Source organism: Halomicrobium urmianum (assembly GCF_020217425.1).
In the GTDB taxonomy this organism is placed as follows: domain Archaea; phylum Halobacteriota; class Halobacteria; order Halobacteriales; family Haloarculaceae; genus Halomicrobium; species Halomicrobium urmianum.
In genome coordinates this window covers 2,656,401-2,673,418 of sequence record NZ_CP084090.1, presented here as the reverse complement: position 1 = coordinate 2,673,418, position 17,018 = coordinate 2,656,401, and the positions used below count along the sequence as shown (strand labels likewise).

General features: G+C 69.8%; 18 protein-coding genes. 12 read left to right on the top strand and 6 right to left on the bottom strand.

The window, feature by feature from the left end; all coding sequences use genetic code 11:
* Positions 1-39: 39 nt before the first annotated feature.
* A complete protein-coding gene (locus LCY71_RS13250; RefSeq protein WP_225333622.1) occupies positions 40-1,170 on the bottom strand; it encodes a cell division protein CdpA domain-containing protein in 1,131 nt (376 codons plus the stop codon).
* Between the two features lie 122 nt (positions 1,171-1,292).
* On the opposite strand from LCY71_RS13250, the gene LCY71_RS13245 reads away from it, so the two are divergent.
* Positions 1,293-1,586 (top strand): DUF5789 family protein, encoded by a 294-nt coding sequence (locus LCY71_RS13245; protein ID WP_225333621.1) that lies wholly within the window; start codon positions 1,293-1,295, stop codon positions 1,584-1,586.
* A 123-nt stretch (positions 1,587-1,709) separates the two neighbouring features.
* Positions 1,710-2,150: a DUF302 domain-containing protein gene (locus LCY71_RS13240; protein ID WP_225333620.1), complete on the top strand. Its 441-nt coding sequence runs from the start codon at positions 1,710-1,712 to the stop codon at positions 2,148-2,150.
* Here the strand turns inward: LCY71_RS13240 and LCY71_RS13235 are convergent.
* Both LCY71_RS13235 and nreA read right to left on the bottom strand, forming a co-directional pair.
* Positions 2,147-2,365 (bottom strand): preprotein translocase subunit TatA, encoded by a 219-nt coding sequence (locus tag LCY71_RS13235; RefSeq protein WP_225333619.1) that lies wholly within the window; start codon positions 2,363-2,365, stop codon positions 2,147-2,149. The two genes, LCY71_RS13240 and LCY71_RS13235, sit on opposite strands and share 4 nt — an antisense overlap.
* Before the next feature lie 78 nt (positions 2,366-2,443).
* Complete coding sequence (gene nreA / locus LCY71_RS13230; RefSeq protein ID WP_225333618.1) at positions 2,444-3,730, bottom strand: DNA repair protein NreA; 1,287 nt, start codon at positions 3,728-3,730, stop codon at positions 2,444-2,446.
* 161 nt (positions 3,731-3,891) lie between these two features.
* Between nreA and LCY71_RS13225 the strand changes: the two genes are divergently transcribed.
* Positions 3,892-4,302, top strand: a complete 411-nt coding sequence (locus LCY71_RS13225; protein WP_225333617.1) for a hypothetical protein — start codon at positions 3,892-3,894, stop codon at positions 4,300-4,302.
* Between the two features lie 165 nt (positions 4,303-4,467).
* Here the strand turns inward: LCY71_RS13225 and LCY71_RS13220 are convergent, their stop codons facing one another.
* Entirely contained in the window at positions 4,468-5,433 is a 966-nt protein-coding gene (locus LCY71_RS13220) for a transcription initiation factor IIB (protein WP_225333616.1), read from the bottom strand.
* 171 nt (positions 5,434-5,604) lie between these two features.
* Here LCY71_RS13220 and rnhA point away from each other — a divergent pair, with 171 nt between their 5' ends.
* Positions 5,605-6,198 (top strand): ribonuclease HI, encoded by a 594-nt coding sequence (gene rnhA / locus LCY71_RS13215; protein WP_225333615.1) that lies wholly within the window; start codon positions 5,605-5,607, stop codon positions 6,196-6,198.
* Positions 6,191-6,739 carry a DUF7108 domain-containing protein gene (locus tag LCY71_RS13210; RefSeq protein ID WP_225333614.1) on the top strand — a complete coding sequence of 183 codons (549 nt, stop codon included), beginning with the start codon at positions 6,191-6,193 and terminating at the stop codon, positions 6,737-6,739. The genes rnhA and LCY71_RS13210 overlap by 8 nt, the downstream gene beginning before the upstream one ends.
* A 7-nt stretch (positions 6,740-6,746) precedes the next feature.
* Here the strand turns inward: LCY71_RS13210 and LCY71_RS13205 are convergent, their stop codons facing one another.
* On the bottom strand, positions 6,747-7,106 hold the full coding sequence (locus LCY71_RS13205) for a PadR family transcriptional regulator (RefSeq protein WP_225333613.1): 360 nt from the start codon (positions 7,104-7,106) through the stop codon (positions 6,747-6,749).
* 236 nt (positions 7,107-7,342) lie between these two features.
* Between LCY71_RS13205 and LCY71_RS13200 the strand changes: the two genes are divergently transcribed.
* From LCY71_RS13200 to LCY71_RS13190, 3 genes are all read left to right on the top strand, one after another.
* The gene (locus tag LCY71_RS13200) at positions 7,343-7,876 is read left to right on the top strand and encodes an inorganic diphosphatase (protein ID WP_225333612.1); all 534 of its coding nucleotides are present in this window, start codon (positions 7,343-7,345) and stop codon (positions 7,874-7,876) included.
* Between the two features lie 383 nt (positions 7,877-8,259).
* Positions 8,260-9,603: an alkaline phosphatase family protein gene (locus tag LCY71_RS13195; protein WP_225333611.1), complete on the top strand. Its 1,344-nt coding sequence runs from the start codon at positions 8,260-8,262 to the stop codon at positions 9,601-9,603.
* Positions 9,604-9,918: 315 nt separating this feature from the next.
* On the top strand, positions 9,919-10,146 hold the full coding sequence (locus LCY71_RS13190; protein ID WP_225333610.1) for a hypothetical protein: 228 nt from the start codon (positions 9,919-9,921) through the stop codon (positions 10,144-10,146).
* Between the two features lie 1,004 nt (positions 10,147-11,150).
* Here LCY71_RS13190 and LCY71_RS13185 read toward each other — a convergent pair.
* The gene (locus LCY71_RS13185; RefSeq protein WP_225333609.1) at positions 11,151-12,227 is read right to left on the bottom strand and encodes a tubulin/FtsZ family protein; all 1,077 of its coding nucleotides are present in this window, start codon (positions 12,225-12,227) and stop codon (positions 11,151-11,153) included.
* Between the two features lie 80 nt (positions 12,228-12,307).
* On the opposite strand from LCY71_RS13185, the gene LCY71_RS13180 reads away from it, so the two are divergent.
* The 4 genes from LCY71_RS13180 to LCY71_RS13165 are packed head-to-tail and all read left to right on the top strand — an operon-like array spanning position 12,308 to position 16,996.
* Complete coding sequence (locus LCY71_RS13180; RefSeq protein WP_225333608.1) at positions 12,308-12,895, top strand: DUF7310 family coiled-coil domain-containing protein; 588 nt, start codon at positions 12,308-12,310, stop codon at positions 12,893-12,895.
* Complete coding sequence (locus tag LCY71_RS13175; protein ID WP_225333607.1) at positions 12,895-13,413, top strand: DUF7311 family protein; 519 nt, start codon at positions 12,895-12,897, stop codon at positions 13,411-13,413. The genes LCY71_RS13180 and LCY71_RS13175 overlap by 1 nt, the downstream gene beginning before the upstream one ends.
* Before the next feature lie 20 nt (positions 13,414-13,433).
* On the top strand, positions 13,434-15,284 hold the full coding sequence (locus LCY71_RS13170) for an ATPase, T2SS/T4P/T4SS family (RefSeq protein WP_225333606.1): 1,851 nt from the start codon (positions 13,434-13,436) through the stop codon (positions 15,282-15,284).
* Entirely contained in the window at positions 15,281-16,996 is a 1,716-nt protein-coding gene (locus LCY71_RS13165) for a hypothetical protein (RefSeq protein ID WP_225333605.1), read from the top strand. Before LCY71_RS13170 ends, LCY71_RS13165 begins: the two co-directional genes overlap by 4 nt.
* Positions 16,997-17,018: the final 22 nt, after the last annotated feature.

The window sequence follows — 17,018 nt, the reverse complement described above, 5'->3', positions numbered from 1 at the left end:
GCGCTCGCGGCGGGCGTCGGACGCCCGCTTCGCCCGCTGTCAGTCCACGTCGACGGCGTCGCCGGGCGACTGCTTCACCCAGCCCGAGCAGGCCTCCATGTCGTCCATCCGGCGCTCGTGAAGCCTGCAGTAGGGCGCGGGCTCGCCGTCGGCCATCACGTACTCGAAGTGCCGGCAGTTCCCGCAGTAGACGTCCGGCGTCCCGCTCTCAGCGGAGGCGTCGGCCGTCCCGTCCCCGGTCGAAGGCCCGGCGTTCGGCTCGACGATGCCGTTCGTGGCAGCTGAGCCGCCGTCGGCCGTCGCCGCGCGCCCCCGTCGTTCCCGGCCGGCCGATCCGGCCCGGTCCGACGCGGACCAACCGGAACCGGACTGGTCGTCCCCGTCGAACTGGCCCGACGTGGACCAGCTGTCGTCGGCCGGCTCCGCAGCGTCGTCCCGCCCGGTACGTCCCGTCGATCCGGTACCGGTGCCGGCCGTCGCGCCGTCGGTCGCCGCGGGCGCGCCCCCCGCCGACTCCGCCCCGGCCGCCGTTGCGCCGTCGGCGTTCGGCTCTCGGCGACCGGCCGCGTCGGCGCCCACCTCGCGGTTGGTCTGGGTCTCGACGGTGCCGTCGGGCTCGGAGCCGAAGAGACCGACGCCGCCGAAGCGGCCCAGCGAGCGGGCCTCTTCGACCAGCCGGATCCGGCCCTCGCGGGTGATCTCCATCCGGGCCGTCCCGCCGGGATCGTTGCGCGTCTTGAACGTGGCCAGCGCGACGAACAGGCTCCAGAAGATGGCGACGACGCCGAGGAAGTAGACGACCGCCGTCGCCAGCGCGAACAGCGGCTCGGCCTGGACCCACTGGTAGGGATACGCGTGCTGGAACAGGGCCACCCCGAGGACGGCGACGCCGGCCCCGATGACGGCGCCGGCGCTGACGGTCCGTCCGGCAGGCAGGACCGCGAACACGCCCAGCAACACCGCGGGCAACCCCAGGCCCGCGAGGATGCCCGCGATCTCGCGCCCCCCGTACCTGCCCATGGTCTCGACGCCGAACCCCGTCGTCGCCACGGCGATGGCGGCGACGAGCGCCCCCGTGCCGACCAGAAAGAGCCCGCCGCCGAGGAGCTGCTGGCGCCGGCTGGCGACGCGACCGACGCGACCCTCGTAGACGTCCGTGAGGCTCGTCATGGTCGCACGTAGCGCGGCACCGCTCAAAACTACCCGTCAGACGCGCGCAAGACGGCTCCGTGCGGGCGCGACGACCGCGGCGTTCCGAAAGCACTAATCACCGCCGCGGGGAACGCTCGGGCATGAGCGACGACGAGGACAGCGAGGAAGAGGAGGAACCCGCCGTCGAACTCGGCGAGGGCGACCCCGTCGCGGGCGCCCCCGTCGCCCGCGTGGCCTCGCGGCTCACCTGGGGCATCGAGAAGAACACCGTCGTCGACCGCGAGGGCGACGTCGAGATCCGCACCCCCGACGGCCCCCGCGAACTGGCGGACGTCCTCGCGGACGTCGACCTGACCTACTTCCAGTCGCGCCAGGAGTTCACGGGCGCCGTCCGCGACGTCATCGGCGACGGTCCGGTCCCGACCGAGAGCTAGTAGAAATTGAAACTCTTCACGCATCGAAGGGCACCCCACGTGCCTTCGAGTGTGTGATCGCGTTCGATTTCTACTACAGGCCCACTCGGGTACCTTTTGTTCCGCAGGGTGCTACCGTCAGCCATGGCGCTCCCAATCGACCCCACGCAGATCGGCGGCAGCGACGTCGGCGAGAAGCGCGCGACCCTGGAGATGGACCACGAGGAGGCGGTCGAGCACGTCCGCGAGGTGTTCACCGACGCTGGCTTCGGCGTCCCCGTCGAGTTCTCGCCCTCGGAACTGCTCAACGAGAAGGTCGACGCGGACCGCGACCCTTACTACGTCCTGGGCGCGTGCAACCCGCGGATGGCCGACCGGGCGCTGGACGCCAGCGAGAAACGCATCGGCGCGCTGTTCCCGTGTAACGTCATCGTCTGGGAGGAGGAACCGGGCGTCCAGACCGTCTACCATGTCTCGATCATGCGCATCGCCCGCCTGGTCAACCTCGCGCCGGACGACGACGAGTGGGCGGACATCGTCGCCGAGACCGGCGAGATGGTCGACGAGGCGTTCGCGAACCTCTAGCGGTCGTCGCCGGACCCGCGGGCGTCCAGTTCCTCGCGGAGTTCTTCGACCTCGCCTTCGAGTTGCTCGATTCGCTCCGACTGGTCGTCGGAGTCGGAGAACCACCGCTTGATACGGAGGGCGACGAGGACGCCCGCAGCGATGATCACTACCCAGATAAAGAGGACGAACAGTACGATGATCAGCTCCGGCGTACCGGGGAGTCCGATTTGCATACGGGATCGTAAGTTGCGGAAGCAAGAATAGATTCCGACGGCGGGTGACTGACAGGAATCACAACGAGCGCGTCTCGGTCAGAAGTCCGTGATCTGAGACTGGATCCCGGCGACCATGTCGGACTTCCGGCGGAGCAGGTTCATCGGGACGGGTAGCTGCCCGACGACGCCGTTGACGGCGTCCCGGAACGTCTCCGCCACGGCTGGCTGGCCGTCCGGGACGGTCGGCGTGTCCGTGCGCACGTCGTCGTCGAAGGCGTTGCGGACGCCCTCGCGGACCTGCCAGACGCCGACGGGGGCCCAGTACTCGTCGGTGACCTCCCGCAGCACGAGGCACTTGGCCTGCCGGTCACGCTCGCGGAGGTGCTCGAGGACGCCCAGCCGCGAGGCGTAGTAGGCGCCGGCAGTCTCCTCGACGTAGCCGGTGCGGCCCTCGTAGCCCTCGCTGGCGCTGGCGAGGTAGTAGTCGCTGCCCTCGGGGTTCCAGACGCTCTCGGGCGCTTTCATCTCGACCAGCTCGAACTCCCACTGGCCGGGCGAGAGGATGACCCAGTACCGGTTGCCCATGTACTCGTTGTACCAGACCTCGGTCTGGTCGATGGTGTTGCGGTTCAGGAGGCCGCCGCGGAGGTACTGGCCGACGGTGTCGTCGACGGCGGTGATCGACCAGCGCGTCGGGACGAGCTTGCGCTCGCGGTTCTGCCCGAGCGCGCCCGCCGAGAGGATGGTGTTGACCTCGTAGACGTCGAACCCGCGGCGGTAGAGGTAGGTCATCGCGCCCTCCGCGCGCCAGTCGTCGTCCTCCAGCGTCTTCTCGACGGAGCGGGGGACGTGGGGGTTCTCGGCGAGGTCCGCTTCGGTGGCACGGGCACGCGGCCCGGTCGGCGTCCCGATGTCGTCCAGCGTCAGGTCGATCTCGGGGGCGTCGTCCAGGCCGACCTCGACGTCGACGGGGTGGTCGGCGATGGCGACCTCGCGCTGGGTGCCGACGAAGCCGTCCCAGACGTCGTTGACGTCGACCTTCGCGGAGCGGGTGGAGTTGAGCAGGCCCGTCCGGCGCTGGAGGACGTCGCCGACGCCCAGCCCCTGGTGGTACCAGTCGCCGCTGGTGGCGTAGGCCTCGGCGTCGGCGTCCTCGGCCATCGGCGAGAGGACGCCCGTCGAGACGTCGGGGTAGCCAGACCGGCCGACGAAGATCTCCGGCGCGGTGGATCCGAACAGGGAGTCGCCCTGGACGGTCTCCTGAAACTGCCGCTCGACGTCGTCCAGGTAGTTCGTGATCTCGTAGGACTTCTCCTCGGCCAGGCGCCGCCGCTCGGCGGCCTCGTCCCGCTCGAACCCCTCCACGAACTCGTCGAGGCGCATTCACGGGCCGTAGGGGACTGGAGGGTATAACTGTGACCCACCGGTGCCGACCGGAACCGACAGCCAGCCGACAGATAGACGGATCGAGTCCCGCGCGGACTCGCGGGCGAGGATGCCAAACAGTTACGTGGGAGTAGGTGGTAACTACAGGTGTTATACCTATGGCTCGCGTCACGAAGGCGGTGACGGTCGCGGCCACGCTGGTCGCCACCGTGCTGGTGTTCGTCCCTGCGCTGTATCCGGTGAGCCACCCGCAGGCGCTCACGAACGTGCTCGTCGGCCAGTTCGCAGCGATGGCTATCGGTCACTGCGCTTATCGCGTCGCGTACGGGAAGCGCCCAGCGCTCCGGTCGGCCGTCGCGAGCGTCGTCTGCGGCGCCATCCTCGCCGTCTCTCCGGTGCTCTTCGGTCTCGTCGCGGTCTTCACGACGATCACAATGGTCGGCGGCGCGCTCGTCGCCGTGGCCGGAGTGCTCGCGGCCGTCGCGACCGTCACCTGGGACGAGGGTCGGAACCTGGGTGGACTGTCGACTGAGCGCGAGGAAGCCGCCGAATCGCCCGAGCCCGCCTGAGGACTCACTCCGTTCGTCCTCCGAACCCACACTCGCTCCGCTCGCGTGGACGCCTGACCGTCGGCGCTCGCCGCCGAGGTCGACCACGTTCGCGTGCGACCGTCGGGGAGAAACGGCCGGACAACGCCGGAGAGCGATCGAGACGGGCGAAACGGCTGGAAGGGGCTAGCTGTGGATGCCCATGGCTTCGATCTGTTCCTGGTAGCGGTTCCGGATGGTGACTTCGGTCACCTGGGCGACGTCGGCGACCTCGCGCTGGGTCTTCTTCTCGTTGCACAGCAGCGAGGCGGCGTAGATGGCGGCGGCGGCGTAGCCCGTCGGCGACTTCCCGGAGAGCAGGCCCTCGTCGGCGGTGGTCTCGATGATCTCGTTGGCCTTGGACTGGACCTCCTCGGAGAGGTCGAGTTCGGAACAGAAGCGGGGGACGTACTTCTTGGGATCGACGGGCTCCATCTCCAGGCCGAGTTCCTGGGAGATGTAGCGATACGTGCGACCGATCTCCTTGCGGTCGACGCGGGAGACCTCCGAAATCTCCTCGAGGCTGCGCGGGATGCCCTCCTTGCGGCAGGCGGCGTACAGCGCGGACGTGGAGACGCCCTCGATGGAGCGGCCGCGGATGAGGTCCTCGTCGAGCGCGCGGCGGTAGATGACCGAGGCGACCTCGCGTACCGACCGAGGGACGCCCATCGCGGAGGCCATGCGGTCGATCTCGGAGAGGGCGAACTGGAGGTTGCGCTCGCCGGCGTCCTTGGTGCGGATGCGCTCCTGCCACTTGCGCAGGCGGTGCATCTGGGAGCGCTTCTTCGAGGAGATAGAGCGGCCGTACGCGTCCTTGTCCTTCCAGTCGATCGTCGTCGTCAGCCCCTTGTCGTGCATCGTCTGCGTCGTCGGGGCCCCCACCCGCGATTTCTCCTGGCGTTCCTGGTGATTGAACGCGCGCCACTCCGGACCGGGATCGATGTTGTCCTCCTCGACGACGAGGCCGCAGTCCTCACAGACCAGTTCGCCGCGGTCGGCGTCCTTGACCAGGTTCTCGGACTCGCACTCGGGACAGTTCTGCACCCCCTCCGACTCGGATTGCTCGTTCGCAGCTGCTCGCTCGCGCTCCTGCTGGCGGGTGGACCGTGTCATCGCACTTTTATAGTAGTAGCTCGATGACACTTAAATCCTCGGTGAAAAGCCTTGTGGCTTGGAGCTATCCACGTCAGACGGAAAAACTGCCCGGTGTGGCGTCTCTATCGCCGGTTCGCGGTCGCCGGCTCGACCGGAACGCCTTTGGTATCAGGTCGGCGAGAGGCACTCATGCCGGTCATCGAGTGCGACCCCGAGCGGGCCCGCGAGCGACTGGCGGCCGCCGGCGTCGACGTGGAGCCGGGCAACACCGACCACGAGCAGTGGCGCGCGTCCTACGACGGCGCCACGGCCGTGGCCTACGAGGACAAGGTGGTCGTACAGGGCGGCGACACCGGCCGCATGGAGGCGCTGCTGCGGGAGGGGGGCGGTCGCGTCCACGCCTACTTCGACGGCGCGTCCCGCGGAAATCCCGGGCCGGCCGCCGTCGGATACGTCCTCGTCACGGACGAGGGCATCGTCGCCGAGGGCGGGGAACGCATCGGGCGAGCGACGAACAACCGCGCCGAGTACGAGGCGCTGGTGACGGTCCTGGAGGTGGCCAGCGACTACGGGTTCGACGAGGTCCGACTCCGCGGCGACTCGGAGCTGATCGTCAAGCAGGTCCGTGGCGAGTGGAACGCCAACGACCCCGACCTGCGCGAGCGCCGCGTCCGGGTCCGGGAGCTGCTGACCGAGTTCGACGAGTGGTCCATCGAGCACGTTCCGCGCGAGATAAACGACCGCGCCGACGAACTCGCGAACGAGGCGCTGGACCATGACTGATCTCCCGGAGGACGTGATCGACGAGGTAGAGCGACTGACTCGACTGGCCCGCGACGCCGTCGACGAGGACGAAAGTACGGCTTACCGCGAGAAACGCGACGAGATGGTAGCCGAGTACGACTACGTGACTCGCGAGCGCGAGGACGACGACGGCGCGGTGCTCGTCTGTTATCCCGACGACTGGGTCGAGGGCGACACCGTCCGGCCGGAGCGGATCGACGACGTCGACCGCGGCGTCGAGCGGCCGCTCTCCGGTCCGGGCGAGGGCGACTACGAGGCCGTCGCGGAGCACAACGACGAGATCGTCGCCGCCGCGGCCCGAGAGGGGCCGGTCCACGAGGCGAACGTGCGCGCGCTCGCGGACTTCGCGGACAACCACTACGCGAAGCCGATTCCCGACCTGACGCGCGACGAACTCGAGGAGTTTCTCGACGAGTACTTCGTCCGGAACGCCTGGCCGACCGACCGCCAGCGCGAGCGCGTTGACGACTCTATCCGGCTGGCCTTCGAGAAAAGTGAAACCGCGTGTCCGCTGGAGTAACCGTCCCTTACTCGTGCGCGGCGACGAGGTCGCGCAGCTCCTCGGCGCGGCTCTCGTCGGTGACGAACTTGCCGAAGACCCACGAGAGCTGATCGAGGACCGCCTGCTTGCCCTCCTCCGTCAGCGCGTACTGGTTGGTCCGCTTGTCGAGCTCGCTCTTCTCGACGAGGCCCAGCTCGACGAGGTCGTCGAGGTTGGGGTAGAGCCGGCCGTGGTTGACCTCGTCGTCGTAGTACTCCTCGAGCTCGCGCTTGATAGCCAGACCGTAACGGGGTTCCTCGGAGAGGATAACGAGGATGTTCTGCTGGAAGGCCGTGAGTTCTCGTGCGATGCCCGGACTGCTTGTGATGGCTTGCGCCTCTGACATGGTTAGTTGAATGTCACCAAGCTATTTAACACTTGTTAACTGCGACGCACGTCGCCGAATATCCGCTAGACGGGACGGCGACGGCCCGAGATTCGTGATATCGGAAAAATTCGGAATCACTGGTGTTGTCAATAATTATTCCGCCACTACAGCCCGGGTTAATCGGTACGTAATCGATTCTGATTACAGGTGTGATTACGAAAGTACTTTTTGGCCGCCCCGTCCACTCGCCGTTGATGACGAACCTCTGGGAAGACCTCGAAACCGGTCCGAACTCGCCCGAAGAGATCTACGCGGTCGTCGAGTGCCTGAAGGGCGAGCGCAACAAGTACGAGTACGACAAGGACGTGCCCGGCGTCGTCCTCGACCGGGTCCTCCACAGCAACGTCCACTACCCCAGCGACTACGGGTTCATCCCGCAGTCCTACTACGACGACGAGGACCCCTTCGACGTGCTCGTTCTCGTCGAGGACCAGACGTTCCCCGGTTGCATCATCGAGGCGCGCCCGGTCGCGCTCATGAAGATGGACGACGACGGCGAGCAGGACGACAAGGTCATCGCCGTCCCCACCGAGGATCCCCGATACGATCACATCGAGGACCTCGAGGACATCCCCCAGCAGCAACTCGACGAGATCGACGAGTTCTTCGCGACCTACAAGAACCTCGAGGAGGGCAAGGAAGTCGAGACGCAGGGCTGGGAGGACAAGCAGTCCGCCAAGGACGCCATCGAGCACGCGATGGACCTCTACGAGCAGGAGTTCGAGTAGCGACTACTTGCTCGGAACGGCCCCCGACGAGCAGTACTTTTTCACGTCGCTCTCGCCGACAGCGGTGCCTATACCTCCTGGTAATCGCGGCCAGTATTTCCGATTAGTTATGAGCATGGGTAATTACTTTACTGTGCAGTGGCTAGGTGCACCCGTGATGGCTACGAGACGACAGCCCCTCGGCGTGGACCACCTGACGGTCGTTCCGGCGAACTTCGAGGGAGACGACGGGGACGCGGACAGAACCGAGACTGACGACGGCTGATACGCGTCGTCCTGTCGGCTGTGCGATAGCGGGGCCGCTATAATTGCCGGCTTCTCAGACGAACACCGCGGTCGTCCGCGAAAAGAAGCTTCTTGTCCCAGAACGCTGAAGTGAACGTATGGGTCTGTTCGACCGTCTTCGCGGCGACGAGGGTCCCCGCGTCGCCTTCTTCGGCATCGACGGGGTACCGTACAGTCTGATCGAGGACAATCCGGATCGGTTCCCGAACCTGACCGCGCTGGCTGACGAGGGCAGCGCCGGACCGATCGACAGCATCGTGCCCCCGGAGTCGTCCGCCTGCTGGCCGTCGCTCACGACGGGCGTCAACCCCGGCGAGACGGGCGTCTACGGCTTCCAGGACCGGGAGGTCGGCTCCTACGACACCTACGTCCCGATGGGTCGCGACGTCCAGGCGACCCGCGTCTGGGACCGCGTCGTCGACGACGGGCGCGACGCCACCGTGCTGAACGTCCCCGTCACCTTCCCGCCGCAGCGCAACGTCCAGCGGATGGTCTCCGGGTTCCTCTCGCCTGGCGTCGACGACGCCGCCTATCCCGACGAGCTCGCCGACTACCTTGACGGCATCGACTACCGCATCGACGTCAACGCCAAACTCGGCCACCAGGACGACAAGTCGGAGTTCATCGAGGACGCCCACGAGACGATCGACAAGCGGTTCGAGGCGTTCCAGAAGTACGTCCAGGAGGACGACTGGGACCTCTTCTTCGGCGTCTTCATGACCACCGACCGGGTGAACCACTTCCTGTTCAGGGACTACGAGCAAGACGGGGAAAACAGGGAGGCGTTCCTGGAGTTCTACGAGAAGGTCGACGACTACCTCGGCCGACTCCGTGAAATGCTGCCGGACGACGTCACGATGATGGTCGCCTCCGACCACGGCTTCACCACGCTCGAATACGAGGTCCACTTCAACGAGTGGCTCGAGCAGGAGGGGTGGCTCTCCTACGAGGACGACGACCACGAGAACCTCGGCGACATCGCTGAGGACACCCGCGCCTACTCGCTGATCCCCGGTCGCTTCTACATCAACCTCGAGGGCCGCGAGCCCCGCGGCAGCGTCCCCCAGGACGAGTACGAGCAGGTCCGTGACGAGCTCAAGGCCGAACTGGAGGCCCTGGAGGGTCCGAACGGCAACAAGGTGGCCGACCGCGTCGTCACCAAGGAGGACGCCTTCCGCGGCGACCACGACGACATCGCGCCCGACCTGGTCGTCGTCCCGAACCACGGGTTCGACCTCAAGGCCGGCTTCAAGGATTCCGAGGACGTCTTCGGGATGGGGCCGCGCAACGGCATGCACAGCTTCGACAACGCCACGCTGCTCGTCGACGAACCCGGCGCTCGCATCGACGACGTCGACCTCTACGACATCGCGCCGACGATTCTCGACCTGATGGACGTCGACTACGAGCGCGCCGAGTTCGACGGCAGCAGCCTCGTCTGACCGGCGACGCGTCGAACTGACCCGGAGACGCTATCGACGTCGGCGTCCTGCCGGGTCAGTCCAGGACCAGGCCCTCTCTTCGAAGCTATTCGCCGAGGCTACGGACCACCGAATCGAACATCCGCCCGACGGCAGGCTGATCAGAATTTTATTCCAACTAACTACGGAGTAATAAAGACAGGGGGCCGTTCACGGGCAGTGGCGGTGATCAAATCGGCGAAAACGGCGGCAATCGACGCGGACTCACCCCCAGCGTATTCGGTTTATATCACACCTCCGCCGATTTGTCCGGGTGCAATGTCCGCGAAATCAACTGTGGCATCCGCAACGCGTCGCACAGTTCGCCTGACAGCGATCCTCGCCGTGGTCGTGTCCCTCTCCATGGGCGCGGGCGTCGCGAGCGCCCAGGACTGGGACGCCGGTGACGACACCGAGTGGAACGAGTCCGACAGCGACTGGGAGTCCGACTGGAACGAGTCTGACGACTCTGAGAGCGACTGGAGTTGGAACGACTCCAAGGAGACCGACGAGGACTGGAGCTGAAACGACTCGGAGGAGATCGAGAGTGAGGACGACGGCAGTGACTGGGACTGGGGAGGCGACGCAGACGGCGACGGCGAGGAGTGGGGTGACGCCGACGAGTGGGGCGGCGGCGATGCGGACGGCGGGAGCGACGACGGCAGCGGAGGCGACGCCTGGGTCCCGACTGCGACCGAATCCGGGGGCGACTCTGCCGAGAACGCGACCGAGTCCGACCAGAGAGCGACCGAACCCGACGGGGACGCGACCGACGAGACGGCCGACGAAGGCGGCGACGGGTTCGACGAGGACGGCTGGGGCGACGACGGCTGGGACGAGGACAGCCGAAACGGGGGCAACGGGGACGACCAGACCGGCGAGTGGGGCGACGAGTGGAGCGACGGCTACGGAACCGACGGCGAGGGGACGGACGGCGGAGCCACCGAACCGAACGACGCCAACGCGACGCCCACCCCGGCGGACGATCAGGAGACCGCTACCGTCACTCCCGCCAGCCCGACGGACGACGGGAAGACGGACGCGAACGGAACGGACGGGGGAACCGAGTCCGGCGACGAGTCAGTCGCGACGGAGGGCGCCGATCAGTCGACGGCCGAGGCGGACACCGCGACTGCGACCGAAGCCGCCGACGGCGCGACCGACGAATCAGACGGTCCGGACTGGGGCGACGGCTGGGACGGCGACGAGGAATCGAGCAGCGACGACTGGGGGCGACGACGAGAACAGCGACGACCGGAGCGAAAGCGACGCGGGCGACGACGAGTGGGGCGATGGCGACGGCTGGACCGACGGGAGCGACGACGGGGGGACAGGCGCTGGCGACGACAGCGACGGGGAGGACTGGGACGACGGAGGCTGGGGCGACGACGAGTGGAACGACAGCGACGGCTGGGGCGACAGGTGACGATAGAACCAGCGAGCGGAGCGCAACGAACCGGGCGGCGACCGGGCTCAGTTCGCGGCTGTGAGCGGGAGACCGGCAGCGAACTCGCGTGCCGGCCCGGCGGTCACATCAGGTCGTCGAGATCGTCGGACTCGAAGCCCTCGAGGGGGTCGGTCGTCTCGGCCATCCCCTCCCTGGCAGCGGTGGCCCGCTCCATGAACTCGTCGACGCGGTTCGAGCGCTCGACGCCGCCCAGCAGGACCAGCGAGGCGACCTTGCCGCTGTCGATGGGGAAGTCACCGCCGCGGACCTCGAGGCTGCCGGTCTCCTCCTCGAGCCACTTGCGGGCGCGCTCGACACCTTTGCGGGAGATACGGTCGGGCCGACCGGCGACGACGAGCAGGCCAGAGTCGGCGTCGATGGCGTCCGGGAGGCTCATGCTGGTGAGGAGGGCGTTACGGGTGACGCTGGTGATCACGTTGACGTTCTCGCCGGGGTCTTCGGCGGCCGGGGCAGAGGCGTAGCCGATGGAGGCGATGCCGCCGGAGCGGAGGGTGTTGATAATCTCCGAGGAGTCGACGACGCTCTCGCCGACGCCGTCGACCGCCTCGCCGGAGGCGAAGAGGAGGCCGAACCGCTGGGCGATGGCGTCGTTGATGCGATCGAAGCCGGCCGACAGGCTGTCCTCGCTGGCCTTCCAGGCGTCGTTGTCGACCAGCAGCAGGGAATCGGCCTCGCGGACGCAGGTCTTCAGCGAGCGGCCCGCGTTGGCCTGGTAGATGCCGCCCTCGTCGCGTCCGGGGAGGACGCCCAGCACGTAGACGGGAACGTCGTAGATCCGCTTGAGCTCGCGGGCGAGCATCGGTGCGCCGCCCGATCCGGTGCCGCCGCCGAGCCCGGCCGTGACGACGATGGCCTCGGCGCCGGTCGAGATGCGCCCGTCCAGTTCGTTCATCACCTCGGTGGCGTTCTCCTCCATGATCTGGGCGGCGAGCTCGTTGTCGCCGCCGACCCCGTGGCCCTTCACGCGGTCCTGACCGATGAGTTGCGTGTCGATGTCGAGCTCCCGGAGGTCCGCCTGGGCGGTGTTGACCGCCAGCGCGCCCTGCACCGCCTCGAATCCCATGTCGTAATCGAACTCGGCGAGGGCCTGGGTAATCTTCCCCCCGGCCTGGCCGACCCCGATCAGGACGACTTTCATACCAGTTGGCTATAGAGGACGGGTAATCAGCGTTTCCCCCGGCCGGGGATTCAAATAAAGTGAGGGGACCACTCCGGCGTATGCCCGACCTCGACGCACTCGATCGGCGGCTCAGCGCGGTCGAACGGACGCTCGCCGATGGCGAACACGACCTCGACGCGCTCCGGGCGGCCGGCGACCGGCAGCAGCGGATCACAGAACTGGAAGGCGACCTCGCCGACTCGAACGACCGTATCGCCGAACTGGAGGCGGCCACGCAGGCGCTACGCGGCTACGTCGGCAACGTCCGGGCCGTCAACGACGACGTGGCCGAGCGGGCCGACGCCGCACTGGCCGCCGTCGAGGACCTGGAGGATCGGATCGAGCAGGCAGACGCGGGCGGGCGCGGGTCCGGCGGACGGGAACATCGGACCGACGGGCCGTCCGCCAATTGCGAGCGGAACCCACGGTCGCCACGGCGCTCCGGAGCGGACGCGACGCAGGACTGGCCCGTGGACGGGGACGGATTCGACAGCGCCTGCAGCGGTGAGCGAACCGCCGTCGCCGTCGACGGCGGCCGGTTCGAGGCCGGCGACGATCCCGTGTCCGGCGACAGGATGGGTTCGGACACCGACGCGGACGACGCGGCAAGCGGCGGCCTCCTCGCGCGCATCCGGGACTACGTCTGATGTACCGGGCGGTGCTGGCCGTCGTCCTCGCCGCTGCGCTCGTCGGTGCGGCGTCGCCGGCGATCGATCACGCCCGGAGGGCGGCGACCGACGCCACTGTCGCGGACCAGCTGTCGACCGTCGAGGCCGCGGCCGACCGGCTCGCGGCCGCGGACGACCCGATCGCGGGCGCCGGCGCTCGTCGCGTCGTCTCGATCACGGTTCCCCGAAGCACCTGGTCCGACGCCGGCGTCCGGCGACTGACCCTCCAGTGGCGGCCGAACCGGGGAACCGTCGCCACCTGGGACCGCCCGGACGGGACGCGGCGGCGGACGCTCGCCGGCCCGCTGCGGCCCACCGCCGACGCCCCGCTGACGTTCGGACCCGGGCGCCACGAGGTCGTCCTCCGACTCGACGGGACGCCGGCGGACCCCGTCGTGACCGTGAGCCGCACCGGCGGCGAGGGCGAACCAGCCCGGCCGCGACCGCTGGGCGAGCGGTCCGCCCCGGTCCGTGCACGTCCCGGCCTTTACCAGTGAAGACGAGGCCATCCTCGCGCATGCGAGACTGGTTCCGATCCGACCGCGCCGATCCGGACTGTCGCTGTTCGCTGCGCCGCGAGGGAAGCGGACTCGTCGTCGACGCCGACGGCTGCCCCGGCGAGGGGCGCCTGGCCGAGGCCGCGGACTGCCGGGCGACGGTGATCGACGCGGCCGACGCCGACGTCGAGCGGGTCCTCGTGCGTCGCGGCGGCGCGGAGCGGACGTACCTCGACGGCGACGCCGGTCTGCTCGCCGCCGCCGGTCGGTTCGTCGAGCGCGTCGCGCCGCTGGACGAGCGACTCGCCGAGCGGGCGCGTCACGAACCGGTCACCGCGGCGCGGGAGGCCGTCGGACGGGCCGGCCCCGTCGCCGACGCGGCGGCCGAGAGCGGGCTGGCGCTGTCCGTCGAGCGGTTCGATAGCGTCGCCGACCTGCGGCCGTACGTCGGAGCGACCGTCGGCCACGCGCGCGTCGCCGTCGATCCGCCGCCTGACGGACGCCTCGTCGATCGGAGTACCCTCTCGACCGATGGCACCGTTCGCCGCTACGAACGCCCCGACGACCTCCCGGTCTACCACGTCGAACCCTCCGTCTCGACGCTGTCAGACGAGGCGCTCGGGGCGCTCGAACGCGCGCGGGAGCGACTGGCCGACGGGACCGAGAGCGGGACCGGCGCGGCGCGGAGAGCGGTCCGTGCAGTCGCCGGCGAGGACGACCCCGTCGACCGCCTCGGCGCCGTGCTGGAGAAGCACACGGCCGACTACGGCGTTCTGGTGGACCTGTTCTCGGACGAACGCGTCAGCGACGTGTTCGCGACGGCGCCCGTCGCCGGGACGCCCTTGCGGGTCCGCGTCGACGGCGAACTCGCGGCCACGAACGTCAGGCTGAGCGAGCGTGGCGCCGACGCGCTGGCCTCGCAGTTCCGCCTGGAGAGCGGTCGCGCTTTCTCGCAGGTCGACCCGACGCTGGACGCGGAGATCACCGTGAACGGCCGGCGCGTCCGCGTCGCCGGCACGACCGACCCCGTCACCGACGGCGTGACCTTCGCCTTCCGCGCGCACGACCGCGAGGCGTGGACGCTCCGGCGACTCGTCGAGACCGGGACGATCACGTCGCGGGGCGCCGCCCTGCTCTCGGTCGCCGTCGAGCGCGGTACCGCGACGCTGATTGCCGGGCCCCGCGGCGCCGGCAAGACGACCACCCTGGGCGCGCTCCTGCGAGAACTTCCCAGAGCGGTTCGGACGCTCGTCATCGAGGACACCCCGGAGCTACCCGTCGAGGCGCTACAGGCAGAGGGTCGGGACGTCCAGTCGATGCTGACCGCCAGCGGGGACGGCCCCGGGCTCGATCCGGCGGAGGCGCTCCGGACCGCACTCAGGTTGGGCGAGGGCGCGCTCGTCGTCGGCGAGGTCCGGGGCGAGGAGGCGAGCGTCCTGTACGAGGCGATGCGCGTGGGCGCGAACGCCAGCGCGGTCCTCGGGACCGTCCACGGCGACGGCGGCGAGGCCGTCCGGGAGCGCGTCGTCGCCGACCTCGGCGTCGCCGAGTCGGCCTTCGCGGCCACCGACCTCGTGGTGACGATGGCCCCGCCCGACGGCCACGACCGGCGCGTCGCAGCGGTCGAGGAGGTGATCGACGGCGACGACGGCGTCCGCTTCGCGCCGCTCCTGAGGCGCGAGAACGAGCGGCTGGCACCGACCGGACGCGTCGAGCGCGGCAACAGCGGGCTGATCGCGTCGCTGCGCGAGGGCGGCGAGCGCTACGCCGACGTCCTCGACGCCGTCGAGGTGCGAGCTGACCGCTTCCGGACCAGCGCCGGGGCGAGCGCCAGTGGCGGTCAGAGCGTCGCGACCGCACCGGAGCGATGAGGGAACCGACGTCCGACGCGAACGCGGGCTCCCGACTCGTCCAGTCGTCCGCCCGGCTCTGGCCGGCGACGGTCGACCCCGACCCGGACCTGGCCCGGTCGCTCGGCTTCCTCGACTGGTCGATCGACGCCGCGACCCTCGCGTCCGCCGCCTACGGCGCCTCGCTCGCCGTCGCGGCGACCGGCACAGTACTCGGCACTGTCCTCCCGGTCCTCGGGGCACCCGTCGCCGCAGCGGTCTCACTCGGCCTCGCAGTGCTCGTCGCCGTCGGCGGGCCAGCGCTGCCGCGGCTGCTGGCTGGCGCGAAGCGCTCGCGCGCGCTGGGCGCGGCGCCCGCCCTCGTCACGCGGGCCACGCTGCGGATGCGGATCACTCCCTCGCCGGAGCGGGCCGCGGCCTTCGCGGCCGGTACCGCGACGGGACCGCTCGCCCGGAACCTGCGCGGCCACGTCCGCCGGGCGAGGGGCGGACCGGGGACGGGGCTCGACGCGTTCGCGCGGGAGTGGGAACCGTGGTTCCCGGAACTCCGGCGGGCCTGCTCGCTCGTCGAGAGTGCCGGCCGGGCCGCGGGCGAGCGCCGCGAGCGGTCCCTGGAACGCGCGCGGTCGGCCGTCCTGGAGGGGACCCGGGAGCGCCTGTCCGAGTTCGCCGCCGGAATCCGCGGGCCGGTGACCGCGCTGTACGCGTTCGGCGTCTTGCTCCCGCTGGCGCTGGCGTCGCTGTTGCCCGCCGTCCGGGCGGCCGGGTTCCCGGCGTCGCTTCCCGCCATCGTGATCGCGTACGACGTTCTGCTACCAGCCGGGATGCTGGCCGCCTGCGGGTGGCTGCTCGCGCGCCGGCCCGTAGCCTTCCCGCCTCCGTCGGTCGATCGCTCGCACCCGGACGTCCGCTCGCGTCGGTGGCCGATCCCCGTCGCGGGAATCGGCGGCACCGCGGCAGCGTGGATACTGGCTGCCCGCCTGTTGCCCGCCTGGACGCCGCCGCTGGCGGCCGTCGGTTGTGGAACCGGGCTAGCGCTCGTCGCGGCCTATCGGCCGACCGTCGCGGTCCGGGAGCGGACCAGCGCCGTCGAGGCGGGGCTGGCGGACGCGCTCGCGCTCACCGGTCGCCGCGTCCGGCGCGGTGAGTCCGTCGAGCGGGCGCTTCCCGCCGTCGCCGAGGAACTCCCCGAGGAGACCGGCACCGTCCTCGCCGACGCCGCGGCCCGGCAGCGGCGCCTCGGAGTCGGCGTCCGGGCGGCGCTCGACGCGGCGGTCGCTGACCTCCCGAGCAGGCGGATTCAGGGAGCGGCGGCCACGCTCGCGATGGCGGCCGACGAGGGGCGACCGGCCGGCGACGCGCTCGTCGCGACCGGCGAGCACCTCGAGGAGGTCGCCGCGGTCGAGCGGGAGGCCCATCGGGAAGTCGCGCAGGTGACGGACACGCTGTCGAACACGGCGGCCGTCTTCGGACCGCTGGTCGGCGGTGCGACGGTGGCCCTCGCCGGCGCGCTGGGGGACGACGGGTCGCTGGTCGCCGACGCCAACGCGGCCGGCCTCGGACTGGCGGTCGGCGCCTACGTCCTGCTGCTGGCCGCGCTGTTGACGGCGCTAGCCACCGGGCTCACGCTCGGGTTCGACCGCGCGCTGGTGGGATACCGGGCCGGCCTGGCGTTGCTCGCCGCTACGGCGACGTACCTGACGGCGCTGGCCGGTGCGGGGCTGGCCGTCTGAGGCAGCGGCGCCCGGAGATTCA

Bases quoted from the DNA above. Each gene is read 5' to 3' on its own strand.
- LCY71_RS13250 (WP_225333622.1), bottom strand. From the start codon at position 1,170: ATGACGAGCCTCACGGACGTCTACGAGGGTCGCGTCGGTCGCGTCGCC.
- LCY71_RS13245 (WP_225333621.1), top strand. From the start codon at position 1,293: ATGAGCGACGACGAGGACAGCGAGGAAGAGGAGGAACCCGCCGTCGAA.
- LCY71_RS13240 (WP_225333620.1), top strand. From the start codon at position 1,710: ATGGCGCTCCCAATCGACCCCACGCAGATCGGCGGCAGCGACGTCGGC.
- LCY71_RS13235 (WP_225333619.1), bottom strand. From the start codon at position 2,365: ATGCAAATCGGACTCCCCGGTACGCCGGAGCTGATCATCGTACTGTTC.
- nreA (WP_225333618.1), bottom strand. From the start codon at position 3,730: ATGCGCCTCGACGAGTTCGTGGAGGGGTTCGAGCGGGACGAGGCCGCC.
- LCY71_RS13225 (WP_225333617.1), top strand. From the start codon at position 3,892: ATGGCTCGCGTCACGAAGGCGGTGACGGTCGCGGCCACGCTGGTCGCC.
- LCY71_RS13220 (WP_225333616.1), bottom strand. From the start codon at position 5,433: ATGACACGGTCCACCCGCCAGCAGGAGCGCGAGCGAGCAGCTGCGAAC.
- rnhA (WP_225333615.1), top strand. From the start codon at position 5,605: ATGCCGGTCATCGAGTGCGACCCCGAGCGGGCCCGCGAGCGACTGGCG.
- LCY71_RS13210 (WP_225333614.1), top strand. From the start codon at position 6,191: ATGACTGATCTCCCGGAGGACGTGATCGACGAGGTAGAGCGACTGACT.
- LCY71_RS13205 (WP_225333613.1), bottom strand. From the start codon at position 7,106: ATGTCAGAGGCGCAAGCCATCACAAGCAGTCCGGGCATCGCACGAGAA.
- LCY71_RS13200 (WP_225333612.1), top strand. From the start codon at position 7,343: ATGACGAACCTCTGGGAAGACCTCGAAACCGGTCCGAACTCGCCCGAA.
- LCY71_RS13195 (WP_225333611.1), top strand. From the start codon at position 8,260: ATGGGTCTGTTCGACCGTCTTCGCGGCGACGAGGGTCCCCGCGTCGCC.
- LCY71_RS13185 (WP_225333609.1), bottom strand. From the start codon at position 12,227: ATGAAAGTCGTCCTGATCGGGGTCGGCCAGGCCGGGGGGAAGATTACC.
- LCY71_RS13180 (WP_225333608.1), top strand. From the start codon at position 12,308: ATGCCCGACCTCGACGCACTCGATCGGCGGCTCAGCGCGGTCGAACGG.
- LCY71_RS13175 (WP_225333607.1), top strand. From the start codon at position 12,895: ATGTACCGGGCGGTGCTGGCCGTCGTCCTCGCCGCTGCGCTCGTCGGT.
- LCY71_RS13170 (WP_225333606.1), top strand. From the start codon at position 13,434: ATGCGAGACTGGTTCCGATCCGACCGCGCCGATCCGGACTGTCGCTGT.
- LCY71_RS13165 (WP_225333605.1), top strand. From the start codon at position 15,281: ATGAGGGAACCGACGTCCGACGCGAACGCGGGCTCCCGACTCGTCCAG.